At 51.0% G+C, this 17997-nt stretch carries 15 protein-coding genes; 9 read left to right on the forward strand and 6 right to left on the reverse strand.

Annotation, left to right across the window (positions count from 1 at the left end; translation table 11 throughout):
• Window positions 1-22 precede the first annotated feature (22 nt).
• Complete coding sequence (locus tag KZE55_RS01720) at window positions 23-625, reverse strand: TetR/AcrR family transcriptional regulator (protein WP_222258760.1); 603 nt, start codon at window positions 623-625, stop codon at window positions 23-25.
• 176 nt (window positions 626-801) lie between these two features.
• Here KZE55_RS01720 and KZE55_RS01725 point away from each other — a divergent pair, with 176 nt between their 5' ends.
• The gene (locus tag KZE55_RS01725; protein ID WP_222258762.1) at window positions 802-5085 is read left to right on the forward strand and encodes a 2-hydroxyacyl-CoA dehydratase; all 4284 of its coding nucleotides are present in this window, start codon (window positions 802-804) and stop codon (window positions 5083-5085) included.
• Window positions 5086-5119: 34 nt separating this feature from the next.
• On the opposite strand, the gene KZE55_RS01730 is transcribed toward KZE55_RS01725, so the two are convergent.
• Window positions 5120-5557 (reverse strand): YolD-like family protein, encoded by a 438-nt coding sequence (locus KZE55_RS01730; protein ID WP_222258764.1) that lies wholly within the window; start codon window positions 5555-5557, stop codon window positions 5120-5122.
• The gene (locus KZE55_RS01735; RefSeq protein WP_261313282.1) at window positions 5557-7071 is read right to left on the reverse strand and encodes a Y-family DNA polymerase; all 1515 of its coding nucleotides are present in this window, start codon (window positions 7069-7071) and stop codon (window positions 5557-5559) included. Before KZE55_RS01735 ends, KZE55_RS01730 begins: the two co-directional genes overlap by 1 nt.
• A 294-nt stretch (window positions 7072-7365) precedes the next feature.
• Between KZE55_RS01735 and trpS the strand changes: the two genes are divergently transcribed.
• The 7 genes from trpS to KZE55_RS01770 all read left to right on the forward strand — a co-directional run bounded on the left by trpS (window position 7366) and on the right by KZE55_RS01770 (window position 14566).
• Complete coding sequence (trpS, locus tag KZE55_RS01740) at window positions 7366-8388, forward strand: tryptophan--tRNA ligase (RefSeq protein WP_222258768.1); 1023 nt, start codon at window positions 7366-7368, stop codon at window positions 8386-8388.
• A gap of 163 nt (window positions 8389-8551) precedes the next feature.
• The gene (locus tag KZE55_RS01745; protein WP_222258771.1) at window positions 8552-9487 is read left to right on the forward strand and encodes a Ppx/GppA family phosphatase; all 936 of its coding nucleotides are present in this window, start codon (window positions 8552-8554) and stop codon (window positions 9485-9487) included.
• The gene (locus KZE55_RS01750) at window positions 9480-10730 is read left to right on the forward strand and encodes a hydroxymethylglutaryl-CoA reductase, degradative (RefSeq protein ID WP_222258773.1); all 1251 of its coding nucleotides are present in this window, start codon (window positions 9480-9482) and stop codon (window positions 10728-10730) included. Before KZE55_RS01745 ends, KZE55_RS01750 begins: the two co-directional genes overlap by 8 nt.
• A gap of 4 nt (window positions 10731-10734) precedes the next feature.
• Window positions 10735-11694: an IpaB/EvcA family protein gene (locus KZE55_RS01755; protein ID WP_222258775.1), complete on the forward strand. Its 960-nt coding sequence runs from the start codon at window positions 10735-10737 to the stop codon at window positions 11692-11694.
• A 4-nt stretch (window positions 11695-11698) separates the two neighbouring features.
• Window positions 11699-12397, forward strand: coding sequence for an NAD-dependent protein deacylase (locus KZE55_RS01760; RefSeq protein WP_222258777.1), 699 nt, complete (start codon window positions 11699-11701; stop codon window positions 12395-12397).
• 153 nt (window positions 12398-12550) lie between these two features.
• Complete coding sequence (locus KZE55_RS01765) at window positions 12551-13474, forward strand: IS30 family transposase (RefSeq protein ID WP_222258779.1); 924 nt, start codon at window positions 12551-12553, stop codon at window positions 13472-13474.
• Window positions 13475-13588: 114 nt separating this feature from the next.
• Complete coding sequence (locus KZE55_RS01770) at window positions 13589-14566, forward strand: aldo/keto reductase (RefSeq protein WP_222258781.1); 978 nt, start codon at window positions 13589-13591, stop codon at window positions 14564-14566.
• A gap of 45 nt (window positions 14567-14611) precedes the next feature.
• On the opposite strand, the gene KZE55_RS01775 is transcribed toward KZE55_RS01770, so the two are convergent.
• The 3 genes from KZE55_RS01775 to KZE55_RS01785 are packed head-to-tail and all read right to left on the reverse strand — an operon-like array spanning window position 14612 to window position 16990.
• Complete coding sequence (locus tag KZE55_RS01775; RefSeq protein WP_222258783.1) at window positions 14612-14785, reverse strand: FeoB-associated Cys-rich membrane protein; 174 nt, start codon at window positions 14783-14785, stop codon at window positions 14612-14614.
• Window positions 14786-14795: 10 nt separating this feature from the next.
• A complete protein-coding gene (gene feoB, locus KZE55_RS01780; protein ID WP_222258785.1) occupies window positions 14796-16781 on the reverse strand; it encodes a ferrous iron transport protein B in 1986 nt (661 codons plus the stop codon).
• Window positions 16781-16990 (reverse strand): FeoA family protein, encoded by a 210-nt coding sequence (locus tag KZE55_RS01785; protein ID WP_047767893.1) that lies wholly within the window; start codon window positions 16988-16990, stop codon window positions 16781-16783. Before KZE55_RS01785 ends, feoB begins: the two co-directional genes overlap by 1 nt.
• A 203-nt stretch (window positions 16991-17193) precedes the next feature.
• On the opposite strand from KZE55_RS01785, the gene sufC reads away from it, so the two are divergent.
• Window positions 17194-17991: a Fe-S cluster assembly ATPase SufC gene (sufC, locus tag KZE55_RS01790; RefSeq protein WP_222258787.1), complete on the forward strand. Its 798-nt coding sequence runs from the start codon at window positions 17194-17196 to the stop codon at window positions 17989-17991.
• Window positions 17992-17997 lie beyond the last annotated feature (6 nt).

Below are 17997 nucleotides of genomic sequence, written 5' to 3' on the forward strand. Positions count from 1 at the left end.
TGTTCGTAGTCAAACCTTTTTATTAGGGCTCAATTCCCAGTACCCGCATGTGGCCATCTAATGCCAGCCTGATTAAGTTGTGGGCCAGCTGGCGGGCACTCATGTCATGGGCCTGGCCCTCATGGAGCCACCAGGCGAGGACACTGATGAAAATTGAAAGAATGTAAGTGATGACCAGGTCGGAAGGGATCGTGCTTTTTTTATCAATACCAAATTCCTTCAGGATGCCACTGATATTGGTACTGAGAATCGGGGCCAGCTGGTTCTGGAGAGTTCTTGAGGGCGTCCCGTCAATAATCAAGAGGAGGAGGTCCCGGTTTTCAGAGCATTTTTCCAGGACCCCGGTCAGGGTATCCTCAAGCTTAGTGAACATAATCTTGCGATTCAAAAAGAGGAGGGGGTTCCGTAAGGGGGTGAAGAGGCCGATTGCCTGCTTGAAAACTTGTTCATAGAGGTCCTGCTTGTCATGGTAGTGGGCATAGAAGGTGGCCCGGTTGACCATCGCCTTATCCGCAATCTCCTGGACGGTAATGGTGTCGATGCTCTTCTCTTTTGTCAGGGCAACAAAGGCATTGATGATGTTTTGCTTGGTCCGTCGTACCCGAATATCTTCTTGGAGTGTCACGTCAATTCCCCCTTTTAAATCAAATCCGACACAATGTTTAAATCTGTTGTCTAACAAACAGACCCGTAATTTTTGCTGATTGAATGTTGATAATTTTCATTTAAAAATATACTTAATTATATTATACACACTGTTGGAAAAGTGCGGTGAAATTATGTCAGGGGAGGAATTTAACGATGACAGAGAAACTCTATGGGGGGATTGATGTTGGTTCTACCACGGTTAAGTTGGTGGTGATGAACGATGCCCACCAGACCCTTTTCTCTCGATATGAACGCCACTACGCGGATGTTAAGGCCGCCAGTGAGCGCGTAATCAAGGAAGCAATTGCCGAACTGGGTGGCGCCACCCCAATTGCCTTCACGATTACGGGGTCCGGTGGGATTGGTCTGGCCAACCTATTGCAACTGAAGTTTATTCAGGAAGTGATTGCCTGCACCAAGACCGTTGAGCAGCTGATTCCCGAGACGGATGTGGCGATTGAGCTGGGGGGTGAAGATGCCAAGATCACCTTCTTCGGCGACTCCCTGGAACAGCGGATGAACGGGAGCTGTGCTGGGGGTACTGGCGCCTTCATCGACCAGATGGCGGTCCTTTTAGATACCGATGCCGATGGACTGAACAAGCTAGCCCGGAACGCGGAAAAGATTTACCCGATTGCCAGTCGCTGTGGGGTCTTTGCCAAGACTGATGTTCAGCCGCTGATCAATGATGGGGCCCGGAAGGAAGACATTGCGGCAAGTATTTTCCAAGCCGTAGTCAACCAGACAATTTCCGGCTTGGCTGCTGGTCACAAGATTAGCGGACACGTTGCCTTTTTGGGTGGCCCCCTCTACTTCATGGATCAACTGCGCCACCGTTTTATTGAGACCCTTCATCTGACCGACGATGAAGTGATCTTCCCGGAGAACCCGCAACTCTTCGTGGCCCAGGGGGCGGCCCTTTATGCTAATGACCAGCCGACGCTGTCTTTGGGCATCTTGTTGGACCGGCTGGAACACGGTGATTCCTCCGTTCTGGCACCATCACACTCCCTTGACCCGCTCTTCAATAACGAAGACGAGCTGGCGGCCTTCCGTCAGCGGCACGCCAAGGACCGGGTTGAGGCCGGTGACCTGGCCAACTACCACGGGACGGCCTTCTTGGGAATTGATGCTGGTTCGACAACCACCAAGATTGTCTTGATGTCGGCGGACCACAAACTCCTGTTTACCGAATACGACAACAACGATGGGGACCCATTGGAGAAGACCAAGCAGATGCTCCGGGACCTGAACCTGAAGATGCCGGCCGACGTGAAAATCGGCAAGGCCTGCGTCACTGGTTACGGCGAGCACCTAATCAAGAACGCCCTCAACGTTGACCTTGGCGAAGTGGAAACGGTGGCTCACTACCAGGCGGCCCACTACTTCCAGCCGGACGTCGACTTTATCCTGGACATCGGTGGTCAGGATATGAAAGCGATGACCGTCAAGAACGGGGCCCTGGCTGACATCAAACTGAACGAAGCCTGCTCATCTGGCTGTGGATCTTTTTTGGAGACCTTCGCAACTGGCTTGAAGTACAATATCCGGGACTTTGCCCAAGCCGCCTTGCTGGCTAAGCACCCGGCTGACCTGGGCTCCCGGTGCACGGTCTTTATGAATTCCAAGGTTAAGCAGGTTCAAAAGGAAGGGGCCACGATTGGTGACATTTCCGCCGGCCTGTCATTCTCCATCATCAAGAACGCCCTCTTCAAGGTAATCAAGATGCGGAGTGCTGACGAACTGGGCGACCACATCGTCTGCCAGGGTGGGACCTTCTATAACGATGCGGTTTTGCGGGCCTTTGAGAAAATCGCTGGTGTCGACGTGATTCGGCCCAATATTGCCGGATTGATGGGGGCCTACGGTGCAGCCTTGATTGCTGAACATAACTACCAAGCCGGGGACCAGACTAGCCTTCTCTCTATCAAGGAGATGGAAAACCTGACCTTTGAAAAGGAGTACATGCACTGTGGTGGTTGTGCCAATAACTGTGAACTGACTTTGACCATCTTTAATGACGGTCGGAAGTTTGTTACTGGTAACCGCTGTGAACGGGGTGAGGCCCGGGCCCTCCGTCTGCACGGCCAGCGGCCCCGGAATAACGGGAAGGTCAATCTGGTCGAACGGAAGTACAAGGAACTTTTCAAGTACCGGCCGCTCCGCAGTAAATTGGCCAAGCACGGTACAATTGGTCTTCCCCGGGTCCTGAACATGTACGAAGATTACCCACTGTGGGCCACCTTCTTCAAGCAACTGGGCTTCCGGACGATTCTGTCGCCAAAGGGGAGTAAGGAGCAATACGAGAAAGGGATGGAAACCATCCCGTCCGACACGGTCTGTTACCCGGCCAAGAACGTCCATGGCCACATCATGGCATTGATTGCCAACCGTCATGTTGACCGGATCTTCTACCCGGCAATTGTCTACGAACTGCAGGAGAAGAAAGCGGCAAACAACCACTACAACTGCCCAATTGTTCAGTCGTACCCTGAAGTGATTCGGAATAACGTTGACGAGATTCGGAGTGGTCAGGTCGACTTCCGGGACCCATTTCTGAACCTGGCGGACCACCAGTCAACGGCGGAGAACCTCTACGAATGTTTCAAGGACTTGGGGGTAACGAAGCAGGAGGTCCGCGATGCCCTCGAGACCGGTTACCAGGAACTGGACAACTTCCACCAGAAAATTCATAACTGGGGTGAAGATACCCTGGTGATGTTAAAACAGAAGGAGGAACACGGGGTTGTCCTTGCCGGGCGGCCTTACCACCTCGACCCGATGATTAACCATGGGATCTCCCAGATGATCACGGCGGCCGGTTTTCACGTCCTGACCGAGGACTCGATTGCCCACCTGGGTGACGTCAAGGGCCTCCGGGTAGTTAACCAGTGGTCCTACCACTCCCGCCTGTATGCGGCGGCCCGGATTGCAGCCAAGACGCCGGAACTGGAATTTGTTCAACTGAACTCCTTCGGCTGTGGCCTGGATGCCATTGATACCGACCAGGTTGAAGAAATCATGAACCAGTACAACCGTCTCTACACCTGCCTGAAGATTGACGAAGGGGACAACCTCGGGGCCATCCGCATCCGGATTCGGTCACTGAAGGCGGCAATCAAGGAGCGGACAGAGAAGAAAATTCATCCGGAAAAACTCTACGACAACCCGACGCCGGTCAAGTTTACCAAGGAAATGAAAAAGGAGAAGTACACTCTACTTTTGCCGATGCTATCGCCAATTCACCAGCATAACCTGGTTGACGTGGCTCTCCAGGCATCGGGCTACAACGTTGTTAACCTGCCAATCAAGGATCGCCGTTCTGTCGATGTCGGGACCCGGTACGTGAACAACGATGCCTGCTACCCGGCAATCATTTCGATTGGGCAGATGGTAGAAGCCCTGCAGAGTGGTAAGTACGACCTGAACCACACCGCCGTGATGATGAGTCAGACTGGTGGGGGTTGCCGGGCCACCAACTACGTGCCGCTGATTCGGAAGGCCTTGAAGGACGCCGGATTCTCGCAGGTACCGGTTATTTCAATTTCTTTAGGAAACCAGGGGGTTGAATCGCCACCGGGTTTCACCTTCACTCTGCCGCTGATCAAACGGGCGTCAATCGCCTTCCTGTATGGTGACCTCTTCGAACGGCTGGTTTACCACACCCGGCCGTATGAGGTGGAGAAGGGGGCGACGAACGCCCTCTATGCCGACTGGCTCGACCGGGTACGGCCAAATGTGGAGAACGGGAGCTTCAAGGAATTTAAGCGGAACGTCCACGCAATTGTGCACGACTTCGACACCTTGCCGGTACGGGACATTGTTAAGCCAAAGGTCGGCGTGGTTGGTGAAATTCTGGTCAAGTACTCGCCGATTGCGAACAACGACATTGTGGGGACCCTGGAAAAGGAAGGGGCCGAAGCAGTGGTTCCGGACATTGTGGGCTTTATGAACTACTCTCTGTACAACCAGGTTTATCGTCACCAACACCTTGGTGCCAAGAAGAGCTCGCAACTATTTGCGGCTATCCTGTTGAAGCTAATTCGTCAGGCGGAGAAGCCAATGGATGAGGCTTTGCGGGCTTCAAAGCACTTTGAAGGGATTACCCCGTGGGATGAAGTGGTTGCCGGTGCTAAACCGGTCCTCTCCCTGGGGAACATGACCGGTGAAGGTTGGTTCTTGCCGGGTGAAATGGTCGAACTCCTCCGGTCCGGCGTTAACAACATCGTCTGCATGCAGCCGTTTGGGTGCTTGCCAAACCACATCGTTGGTAAGGGGATGTTAAAGGAGTTGCGTCGAGAATATAAGGGTGCCAACCTGATGCCAATCGACTACGACCCTGGTGCTTCGGTGGTCAACCAACTTAACCGAATCCGGTTAATGATGGCGACTGCCAAGAAGAAAGTGGCTACAGAAGAAGCGGTGACAAGTAAATAAGTAATAGAAAACGGCTAAGGATAGTGATTTATCCTTAGCCGTTTTCTACTGCAATTCTTTTCAAGTTTCGGATCACAACCGAGCTCCCGTCACGAAATCGTAGTCGCTGTCGTTGCCAGTCAACGTTGACCAACTGTCCGGTGTACTGTTCATAGTAGCCGTTTTGCCCATTGAAGTAGGTAACCGTGACTAAGGGCCAAGGCCAAATTTTACTCAGCTTCTTGATCTGCTTAGTGAGGGTCAACAACTGTGAATGACTGAGGTAGTCTTTATTTCGGTAGCGTTTGGCCGTCTGGTCCAGAAGTTCTTTATAACCGGTCAAAGCAGCAAACGGGGCGAACTGGCCCGCCCGGTCAATTTGGGGCATTGGCAAGTGGGCCTTCGAGACGTGGCGAGGCACGTCCATTATGTCGTTATAACGGGATGTATCGTTGAACTGTTTCTTCTCGGCTTCCCATTGTTTTTTGTCCATTATGCCCGGTGTCCCCCAATCTCCTTGTTACGTTTCTTGGCGACCGCCCCGTCCTTCAAGTCCGCGGCCCGAATAATCGAATTTTTCCCAAAGCGGTCCTGCAGTTTGAGGACCATCTTTTGTACCCGTTGGTCCTGTTGACGCTGGCGACGTTCCTGGTCTGCTTTTCGTAGGTGCTGGTTGGTGTTGGTAAAGAGGTCCAGCTGCTCCGTATGGGTCATCTGGTCCGCGACCGCCTGCTTTACGAGGTGGTTAGCGGTGACGGTGACCCGGCGGACGAAGAGGTCGGGATTAACCTTCTGCCGAAACACCTCTAGGAAGTGATCCGTTAACTCCCGTGGTGATGCCGTCGGGAGTTTAGTTGTAAAACTACCGTGATCAGGGTGGGGAACCTCCCGGCCATAAAAGTCAGTCGTTGTCGGCCCGTGGAAGCCGTGACCCTGGTGGAGGCTTTCGACATCGTAGTTGACCGTCAGCGAGAACTGGTCAGCAACCATGTCCCGTTTGACCATCTGGAGGCTCAGCATGTCGACCATCTCCCGGACCACCAGTCGGGCTTCGTTGTACTTATACGGCTTAGGCAGAATAATACTGGAATAAATTCCGTGGCTGCTTGACCGGTAGTTCTTAATGTCCTCCATAGTAGCTGATTCGTATCCCCAGGCATGGTCAATGATCAACTCGGCGTTCTTACCGAATTCGCGGTAGAGGACCTCCTCGTTTAAGGGGTCGGATAATTTACCCAAGGAACAGTGGGCAATGTCACCCATTGTGTTTAGCCCCAGCTTTTGCAGACGTTTGGCGTAACCCCGGCCAATCCGCCAAAAATCGGTCAACGGTGTGTGAGCCCAGAGGTAACGACGATATTCCTGTTCGTTCATTTGGGCGATCCGGACGCCATCCTCGTCCGCCGGGATCCGCTTGGCAACGATATCCATCGCCACTTTTGCAAGGTAGAGATTCGTCCCAATCCCCGCTGTGGCGGTAATCTTGGTCTCCAGCTGAATCGTCTGGATCATCTCCTTGGCCAGGGCATGCGCCGAAACGTGGTGCTCAGCCAGGTAATCGGTGATGTCCATCAAAACCTCATCGATGGAGTAGGGGTGAATCTTTTCCGGCGGGAGGTAACGGAGGTAAATTTCGTAAATCTCCGCACTTTTCTTTAAGTAGAAGGACATTCGTGGCGGAACAATCTTGAAGCCAATCCGCAAATGGGGGTTGCGCAGGAGCTGTGGCCGATAAGCGGAGCTATACTTGGTTAGCTGGTGGTGTGGCGCCCTTTGAGCACGTTCACGGTTCAACTTTCCCACAATTTGCTCGACTTCGAAGAGGCGGGGGCGACCTGGTACCCCAAACTGCTTAAGGGCCGGGGAGACGGCTAGGCAGATGGTCTTGCTTGTCCGGGACTCATCGGCGACCACGAGGTTTGTGGTCAGCGGGTTGAGGTGGTGGGCGGCACACTCCGCTGAGGCATAGAAGGATTTGAGGTCAATTGCCAAGTAGGTGCGGGCCACGGTTAGCCCTCCTTTCATCAGATTCTTATTCCATTATACGGGGACTTTTTGTCCGGAACAAGTGTTTGCCTTGCCCGCTTGCCTTTTGGGGCGAAAATCGTTAGAATATAGACATTAAGTAGCACGAGTTTAGCGAGGGACGGCTGGTGAAAAGGTCCCCAGGGTGCGAACTGGATTTTAACATAATTATCAATAAAGAGCGGCAAGTTATTTGCAATGTAGGTGGCACCGCGCGCAAGCGTCCTATTAGTCAATCGGCTAATGGGGCGCTTTTAATATAAGGAGGAATTAATGATGGCAGAAAAGAAACACGTAATTTTAACTGGTGACCGGCCAACGGGTAAACTGCACATTGGTCACTATGTTGGTTCACTGAAGAACCGGGTGGCTTTGCAAAACACGGGGAAGTATGACACCTTCATCATGATCGCTGACCAGCAGGCCCTGACCGATAACGCCCGGGATCCCGAGAAGATTCGGCGCTCACTGCACGAAGTGGCCTTGGACTACCTGGCGGTGGGAATCGACCCAAAGAAGTCAACCATCCTCGTCCAGTCCCAGGTACCGGCCCTGAGTGAACTGACCATGCACTACCTGAACCTGGTCACCGTTTCCCGTCTGAAGCGTAACCCAACTGTCAAGACGGAAATCAAGCAGAAGAAGTTTGGCCAGAGTGTCCCAGCGGGCTTCTTGATTTATCCAGTGAGTCAGGCCGCAGACATCACCGCCTTCAAGGCTGATACCGTGCCAGTTGGTGACGACCAGGAACCAATGCTGGAGCAGACACGGGAAATTGTCCGGACATTTAACCGAATTTACAAGAAGAACATTTTGGTTGAACCGGAAGGGGTTTTCCCACCAAAGGGTGAGGGCCGGATCCCTGGCCTTGACGGCAATGCTAAGATGAGCAAGTCCCTCGGCAACTGTATCTACCTCTCTGATGATGCCGACACAATCCAGAAGAAGGTTATGTCGATGTACACTGACCCGACCCACATTAAGGTTTCCGACCCCGGTCATGTGGAAGGAAACACTGTCTTTACCTACCTTGACATCTTCGATCCAGACAAGGAACAAGTGGCGAAGCTGAAGGAACAGTACCAAGCAGGGGGCCTCGGTGACGTCAAGATCAAGCGTTACTTAAACGAAGTCCTGCAAGCGGAACTGAAACCAATCCGGGAGCGGCGCGAAAAGTACGCGGCCAACATGGACTATGTTGACCAGGTCCTGGAGGAAGGATCCGCCCACGCCGATGAGGTTGCTAACCGGACCCTGAAGGAAGTTCGGGACGCTATCGGCATCAACTACTTCGGTTAAAATATAATTGAAAATTAGAAACGCCCGCCGTATTCGTTAATTTGAGTACGGGGGCTTTTCTCTTACAAAACCAGTAACAATTAGTGTTTCACGGAACGGAACATGGTAACATAAAAGAGATCGATTCTATTAAATTAAATTTAATGTAGCGGAGGTGAAAATAGTGGAAAACCTCGCAATTGTTGACCTCGGCTCTAACTCGGCACGGATGGCAATTACAGAAGTTGCACCGGATGGCCGTTTTCGTGAAATCAAGCGGGTAAAGGAAAATACCCGCCTTTCAGAAGGAATGGGACGCGAAAAGGTGCTCCAAGAAGCAGCGATGATGCGGACAATTGAAGCTCTGAAGCGCTTTAAGCAGCTTTATGAAGAAATTCCCAACGTCAAGGTCCGGGCAATTACCACGGCGGCTGTTCGCCAGGCCCGGAATCGTCAGGAATTCCTGAATCGGGTACAAGAGGAAGTTGGTATCCAGCTTCAGGTTTTGTCGGGTAAAAAAGAGGCCTATTACGACTACTTAGGGGTTATTCGGACCCTTAAGCTTAACCACTGTTTAATTTTAGATGTTGGTGGGGCAAGCTGTGAACTGGTACTAGTTCAACAGCGGCGCGCCCGCGATTTGATCTCAATCCCAGTTGGTGCGGTTAACCTCTCAGAGCAGTTCCATTTGAATGGCTACGTGCGGTCGGCGGACCTATTCCGGGCCCAGGTAGCGATGAATGACCGGTTGAAGAAGATTCCCTGGCTACGCTACGCAACCCGGGTGCCAATCGTTCTCCTTGGCGGTGCAAACCGGACCCTGGCCCGGATGGCCTGGGCCTACCACCACCGGCACCACCGGCGGACTATTCATGGTTATCAGCTCAGTGCCCGGGTGGTTTACGCAACTTACCGGGAACTGCTGAACCGGAACTTGGCCCAGCGCAAGCGGATCTCAGGTCTGGAGCCAGAACGGGCGGACATCATCGTTGGGGGGATGCTCCCCTTAGTTAGTCTTCTCCAGCGCAACACCGATGGCCGGGTAATCTTCTCGGAAAGTGGTGTGCGGGAAGGCATCATTACCGAATACGTCAACCAAAGGAAGCAAAACAATGAGTGATTGGCAACATGGCTTTTATAAATTGTCACCAAAAGAGCGACGACAGCGGCTAACGACGGCCTTGAAACTACCGGTATCCGTGACCGACCTTTTGTCCGACCACGCGTCTGACCTGGGCAACCAGCTGGTGGAAAACTACTTAACGGACTACTCCCTGCCAGAAGGGGTGGCCCTGAAGCTTGTCGTCAATGGACAAGAATACCAGGTACCAATGGTGGTTGAAGAACCGTCCGTGATTGCGGCGGCTGCCAACGGTGCACAGCGGGTTGCTAAAAGTGGCGGATTCACTGCCAAAAAGCAAGATCGGGAACTAGTCGGCCAGGTAGTAGTGAAACCGCGCGGTGACGTCAGTACCGACTTAACCTGGCTAAAACAACACACAACTACGATGCTTAAGACTGCTAATGATGCCCACCCGTCAATGCAACGGCGCGGTGGCGGGGCTAAAAGCGTCCGCCTACGGACACCAGGCGATTTTATCAGTGTGGACCTGGGAATTAACGTTTGCCAGGCGATGGGGGCCAACAGTGTCAACACGATGGCCGAAGCAGTTGGTAAGTGGTTACGGAGCCAGGGCTTTAACGTTCTCTGTGCAATCCTAAGTAACTACGCGACCGCTAGTCTGCAAACAGTGACGTGTACGGTGGCTTTCCGGGATTTGGCAACTCCCCAGATGGTAGGGCAAAAGGTTGCGGAGCGGATTGCGGCGCTAAGTAACCTCGCCCAGGCTGACCCCTACCGGTCGGCAACCCATAACAAGGGAATTATGAATGGAATTGACGCCGTCTTAATTGCCAGTGGCAATGACTGGCGCGCCATCGAAGCGGGCGCCCATGCCTACGCGGCGCGTGATGGTCAGTACCGGGGCCTTAGTAGCTGGCAAGTGAAAAATGGCCAGCTGGTCGGCCGCTTAACTCTCCCACTACCGGTAGGAGTTGTTGGGGGCTCAATTGGTCTGAACCCGTTGACCCGGGCAAACTACCAAATCAGTGGTATTAAAACAGCGGAGGAATTGGCGGCAGTGACCGCTAGTATCGGCCTCGCCCAAAATTTGGCTGCACTACGGGCGCTTGCTAGTACCGGAATTCAGGCGGGCCACATGAAACTCCAGTACCGTTCCCTAGCGATTAGCGTGGGAGCCCGACCAAATGAAGTATCGTCAGTGACAAAACGGCTAGCCATGCTTGATCACGTGGACCGGGCAGCAGCCCGTCGGGTACTCGATGAAATAAGAAAGGATTAATTGCATGAGTGAAGAAATAAAGTTAAATGCGGCGAACCAGGAACTGCTTAAGCAGGTTAACGAACTTTATCCTGAGGGGAACGTTTTTGTTCAGTTTCATGGTGAAAAGTCCGGCTACGTTCGTCATGACCAGGCAACCCAGAAGACGCTGCCGGGTGGGCTCTTTATCATTGTGACCGACCTGACCGCCCCCAACTATACGGCCTCCCATGAGCTTCTCCACCTCTTGATGCTCTTGCGCGGCTTTCCCCAGATTTTTTTCCAACTTTCCCTGGGTGATAAGCAGCTTGATGAGCAGATGATGATCATGTCGACGGACCTGTACAACGTTGCCATGCACCGGGTCGTGGTCGCTGAACAACGAAAGCACGGCTTCGTTGATGAGCAGATTGAGCGGGAATACCTGAAGGGAATTGAACACACCCTGACGCCGGAAGGGGAGAAAGATGATGAGGAGAAAACCCTCCGTCTTTTGACCCTTCTTGATGCCTTGGTATTCTACGGTGATCATCTGGACCAGTACGAAGAAACACTGAAGGCAAAGTATCCAGATGCACTGGCCGCAGCCAAGAAAATGTACGCAACGATTACCGCTAAGCCGATTAAGACGCCATTTGACATGCGGCGGTCAATCATCAAGATTTATTCCCTGTTTGACCAGCAGATGCAGGAATGGAACCTGCCGGCCCTCCACAATAACGAGTACACGACCCTTTCGCCAGTCCTGAGTGAGCGGCAGTTGCGGTTGAGCCTTCGCCAGGTCTTTGAAATTTACCACTCCGATATGAAGGAGCGGGGAACGAAGAAGCGGGCGTACATTGGCATTCGGCGTAGCGACCGGCAGAACTCGTTTACCATGCCGGCTCCCCAACCAGAGACGCCGGAAATGTTTAAGCGTATTTATGCCCAACCGGTGAAGAAGTTTCTTGAGCAACATAGTATCCCATACATTGTAAGGAAGTAATTAGATGGACACGAATATTCAAGCAACGTTTGATAATGCAAAGCACATTGTTTTCTTGACCGGGGCGGGCGTTTCGACAGCCTCCGGTATTCCGGATTTTCGGTCGGCAAACGGCCTCTACACCCAGAACCGGAATGCGGAATACTACCTGAGTCACCGCTACTTTATAAGTGATCCGGAAGGATTTTACGAATTTTGCAAGAAGAATCTCTACTTTCCTGATGCTAAACCAAATATCATTCATGAAAAGCAGGCGGCCCTGACCCAGCAGGACCGGGCGACGGTGATTACGCAAAATATTGATAACCTGTACGAAGAAGCGGGCACCAAGCACCTGATCGATTTCCACGGGGACCTCTACAACGTGTTTTGTGAAAAGTGCGGTAAGACGGTTCCGGTTGAAGACTACCTGAAGAGCCGGATTCACGAGGAAGATGGCGGACCACTGCGGCCGGATATCGTTCTCTATGACGAAGGAATCAAGCAGGAAAACATCATTAATTCTGTCCGGGCAATGCAGGGAGCCGACCTCGTGGTGATTGTTGGAACGTCCATGAAGGTTTACCCATTTGCCGGCTTACTGGAATACCGGAATAAGAACGCGGAAGTAATTGCCATTAACCGGCAGAAACTGTCGTTTGGCTTTGATTTCACGATGGTTCAAGAAGACGCTACGAAGTTCTTTGCGGAATTGAGCGTATGAAAATAAGCTGGAAAAAGCTATCAGAAGCTTTTCCAGCTTATTTTTTTCTTAAAGGCAGATTGTAAAATTTAAGTTGAACATTTAAGTGGACAGAAAAACCCATCAAGGTCTTTAATGGTGTTACCGTACAATCCATTAGAAAGAAGGACCTTGATGAGCACCACTATTTTATCATTCCAGAACCGTGTTGTCATTGAAACGCTTCATAATGAAGGACGTTCCTTGCGATACATCGCTAACTACTTAGGCTTTAGTAAGACCACCATCTTTAACGAACTTCACCGGCTAAATAGTGAGTACTGGGCTGAGCTAGCGCAAACTGACTTTGAACGCAAGGTTAGTCAACGGGGGCGGAAGTCTTCGCTCACTAAAAACCTTAAACACTTGATCGAGGAAAAGCTTCAAGTCCAGAAGTGGTCCCCTGAACAGGTTGCCCATGTGGTTGGGATTGCCTACAAGACGATCTATAACTGGATTGATCAAGGATGGCTTGATATACAGTTGCCCGATTTGCCTGATCATGGAATGCGTCGTCATCGTGCTAAAGAAAAGCGTGGTACGTTCAGTCACGGCCGCTCCATTGAGGAGCGGCCTCATAAAGTCGAAACTCGCCAGGAATTCGGCCACTTTGAAGCTGATACCGTACTTTCTGGCAAACGTAAAGGTCAAGCTGTGGCTACTTTTGTGGAGCGTAAGAGTCGCCTGACAATTGTTAAACGGCTCCATGGTCGCGACAGTCAGTCCATGACTCAAGCCGTACTTGAACTAGCTAGTCAACTTCAAGACAAGCTCAAGACGCTTACCGTAGATCATGGTAAAGAGTTCGCTAACTACCAGGCAATTGAGCAGCGAACTGGTACTCCGGTTTATTTTGCTCATGCTTATTCACCACATGAACGCGGCAGTAATGAGAACCGTAACCGAGTTTTACGACGCTTTATTCCCAAAGGCCAAGCCATTGAAGAGTTAAGCGATCACAAGCTGATTCAAATTAATTGGTATTTGAATTCCCGGCCACTTAAATGTCTTAATTGGCATACACCAATCGAGATCTTCCTGCTTAATCTACGTCACTAAATTCGTTCAAGTTATTTCTTGCAATCTGCCTAAAACCGAATTTACTTATCGCCAAGCAAGGATGAAATTAGATATAATGGTAAAAACGAAAGCGCTGACAATGAAAGGAGTATAATGATGGTTAAATTTGGTCATTCAACAGTTGAAGCAAACTCACTGGGATTAGGGACAAACGCCGTTGGGGGTTACAACCTCTTCCCGGACCTTAGTGATGACGATGGCCGCAAGTTAGTTGAGGCGGCACTGGCAAACGGGATTAACCTTCTCGACACTGCCTACGTATACGGACTAGGCCATTCTGAAGAACTGGTCGGCGAGGTTGTTAAAGAACATTCCCGTGACCAGATTGTGGTCGCCACGAAGGGAGCTCACGACTTCTCCACTGGTGAAGAGGTCATCAACAACGATCCCCAGTTTCTGACGGACCAGGTCAACAAGAGCCTGGAACGATTGGGAACGGACTACATCGACATTTACTACATCCACTTCCCGGACCACGATACGCCAAAGGCTGAGGCGGTGGGGGCTCTCCAGCGCCTGCGCGAAGCGGGCAAGATTCGGGCGATTGGGTTATCCAACTTTAGCCTCGATCAGATCAAAGAAGCTAACGCGGATGGCTACGTTGACGTTGTTGAAGACGAATTCAGCCTCCTTCACCAGGACCACCTGAAAGACGGGAAGCTGGACTACCTGCATGACAACCAGATTAGCTTTGTGCCTTACTTCCCCCTGGCTTCCGGTCTGCTAACTGGTAAGTATGACCAGGACGTGACCTTCCCGAAAGACGACATCCGCAACCAGATTGCGGACTTTAAGGAACCGCGCTACAGTGCCATCCTGGCAGCGGTTGATAAGGTGCGCCCGATTGCCGCTAGCCATCAGGCAACGGTGGCCCAAACAATTCTGGCGTGGTACCTACAAAATCCGCTGATTACGGCCGTGATTCCAGGAGCCAAGCGGGCTGACCAGGTAATTAGCAATGCAAAGGCAATGGATGTGATCCTGACTTCTGAAGAGTATGGGCAAATTGAAGAGGCCTTTAAGGAATTTGCGGCGGTCAAGAGCGGTAAGTCACTAAAGGACCCAGACTAAAAACAAAAGCGACCAACGGGAATTTCTCGTTAGTCGCTTTTGCTTTTAGAGAGTTAAATGCTGCCGTGTTTGGCGATTTTTCAGCTGTTTGAGCTCACAATCATAATCGCAGGCGGCACACTTGCCACCTGTCTTGACCTTCTTGAAGGTGCGGATAATGACCCAAACCGCCAGGCCGATGATTGCGACAATGATTAACAGGTTGATTAGTAGTTTCATAATTATCCTCCTAAAAAATTAACGAACCAACTTGGAAAAGGATAAAGGCCGTGATGTAGGCGATGGTAAAACTGGAAACGACCGAGAAGAAAACCCACTTATATGACCCGGTTTCCTCCTTGATTGTGGCCAGGGTGGCAAAGCAAGGGATGTAGAGCAGGACAAAGGCCAACATCGCGTATGCCGCGACCGGACTCATGAATTGCCCGAGGGCGGTGATCAAAACGGCCTTGCTACTGGTGTGGAACATGACCATCATACTGGAAGTAATGACTTCCTTTGCCAAGACCCCCGTAAAGAGGGCACTAATAGCTTGCCACTGGACGATTCCAATCGGTTTAAACATCGGCACAAGGGCGTGACCAAGACTGGCAGCATAGCTGGCCGTAGAATCAGTAACGAAACCATGGGGGCCAAAACTAGAAAGCAGCCAAATCAGGACGGTCCCGGCAAAGATGATGGTCCCGGCCTTTTTAATAAATCCCTTCCCCTTATCCCAGGTCCCGTGCCAGATAATATCTAAGCGGGGCAGGTGGTATTCGGGAAGTTCCACAATAAAGACGGATCGTTCTTTGACGTGGAAAAGTACCTGGTAGAGCTTGGCCACGAGGAGGGCAACGACCACACCAAGGAAGTAGATTGAGAGGACAATCAATGCCTGGTGGTGCGGGAAGAAAGCGGCCACCACCAGGCTGTAGATCGGTAGGCGGGCCGAACAACTCATGAAGGGCATGATCAAGGTCGTGACGAGCCGTTCCTTAGGTTGTTCAATCGTCCGGGCGGCCATGATTCCCGTGACGTTACAGCCGAAACCGATAATCAGCGGGATGAATGATTTACCATTGAGCCCAATCATCTGCATTAACCGGTCCGTTACTAGAGCCGCCCGGGCCATGTACCCCGAATCCTCAAGCAGGGAGATACAGGCAAAGAGGGTGAAAATCTGAGGGATAAATGCTAACACCCCACCAACCCCCGCGATAATTCCGTTAACAATCAGTGAACGGAGGGCAGGGATAGCACCCATCTGAACCAACAGGTGGTTAGCAGTGTTTGAGACGGGAACGGACAGGAACCAATCAAGTAAGTCAGATAGTGGGGTCCCTACCCAGTCGAAGGAAAGCTTGAACATCAGGAAAAAGATTCCCGCAAAGATAGGCAGTCCCAAGATAGGGTTGGTGACCACCTTATCAATTTTGCTTGTCAGCTGGGGCTGTTGACTTTGCCCCGTCTCAGTCGCGTCTTTTAGCAGTTTTTCGATAAATGCCAGCCGGGTGTCATAGATCTTATCCGCAAAGTGCTGGGCATCATAATACTTCTCCTGACTCAGGAGCGGGGTTAATTTGCGCTGCTTAGCAATTCTTCGGATGGCCTTGTTTTGGTCAATGAACTGAATCGCTAACCAGCGGGCAAGGGTGGGCTCGAACGAGAAGCCCGCGGTGAGGGCCTCACTGGCCTGACGAATGGCTTGCTGAAGCATTGGCGGGTAGGTTAACTGCAGGGGGTGTGTAGTTACCTTTTGGTAGTTAGCAATCTGTTCGTGCAGCTCCTTGATTCCCCGGTGCCCCCGGGCGTTGGTGGCCAAGACCTTGCACCCCAGTCGTTCACTAAGAAGGTCTAGGTTGTAACTTCGGCCGCTTCTCTTGAGATCATCAATCATATTTAAAATTAAAATAGCGGGGATACCCCGTTCAAGAACCTGAATCGTCAGTAGAAGGTTACGCTTTAACTGGCTAGCGTTGGTGATGTTTAATATGAGGTCTGGACGGTTATGAAGAAGGTAGGTCGTTACAACGGCCTCGTCCTTTGTTAACGGGTTCAGCGAATACGCGCCCGGTAGGTCGACGATTTGGACGGCCGAATCCTTGAGGGTCCCAACCTTCTTCTCAACCGTTACCCCTGTCCAATTACCAACGTAGGCGTACTTGTTGGTGAGTGAATTAAAAAGAGTTGTTTTACCTGTATTAGGGTTACCAATTAAGGCGACACTTGGCATTATGCTTCAGCCTCCGTTAAAGCGTAAAAGTCGTGGTAACGAATTCCAATCCGCTGATTATTGTTTTCAATAATTACGGGACCATGAAATGGGTAACGCTGGATTACCTTAATGGGGCAACCTTCACAAAGACCCATGTTATGGAGCCGGTTAGCAGTTGGTTGGTTTAGACAGCTAAAAGAATGAAGTATGTATTTATGACCATTCATAATTATCACCCGAATAAAATATTCTAAAAGTATATAAAAAGCTACATTTTATAGTTATATTATACTCCTTTGAAACCGCTTAAAAAAATTTGCTTGTAAAGCTTCAATCTTGATACTATTCGGTTATAATAAATGTGTATATTTTTTAACCATTATTTCTTATGGAATAATTTGGAATATTTAGTTTAAGGGGATGCTTTGAAATGGCCACACTTGAAGTGCGCGATTTACATGTTTCTGTTAAGGATGAAGAAAGTAAGAAAGAAAAGGAAATCCTTAAAGGGGTTAACCTAAAGATGAAGACGGGGGAGATCCACGCCATCATGGGGCCAAACGGAACCGGGAAGTCCACTCTTTCACAAACAATCATGGGACAACCAGGTTACAAGGTAACGCAAGGTGACATCCTCTTAAACGGTGAAAGTATCGTTGGTATGCCAGTTGATGAGCGGGCACGGAAGGGATTATTCCTGGCAATGCAGTATCCAGCAGAGATTCAAGGGGTAACGAACGCTGAATTTCTCCGGGCCGCCATCAATGCCCGCCGGCCAGAAGACGACCAAATTTCCGTAATGGACTTCATCAAGAAGCTGGACAAGAACCTGTCATTATTGGACATGAGCCAGAAGATGACGGAACGGTACCTAAACGAAGGCTTCTCCGGTGGTGAAAAGAAGCGGAACGAAATTCTGCAGCTCCTGATGATCGAACCAACCTTTGCCATCCTGGACGAAATTGACTCTGGCTTGGATATCGATGCCTTAAAGGTTGTCTCCAAAGGTGTTAACTCCATGCGCGGTGACAACTTCGGTTCACTGATCATCACCCACTACCAACGGTTGCTTAACTACATCGTTCCAGACACGGTCCACGTTATGATGGACGGACAAATTGTTAAGACCGGGGGCCCAGAACTGGCTAAGAAGCTGGAAGACGAAGGTTATGCCGGCCTGCGGGATGAATTAGGTCTCGACATCAAACTAGTCGACGATGAAGACTAGGAGGTG

This window comes from Limosilactobacillus panis, from assembly GCF_019797825.1.
GTDB lineage: Bacteria > Bacillota > Bacilli > Lactobacillales > Lactobacillaceae > Limosilactobacillus > Limosilactobacillus panis_A.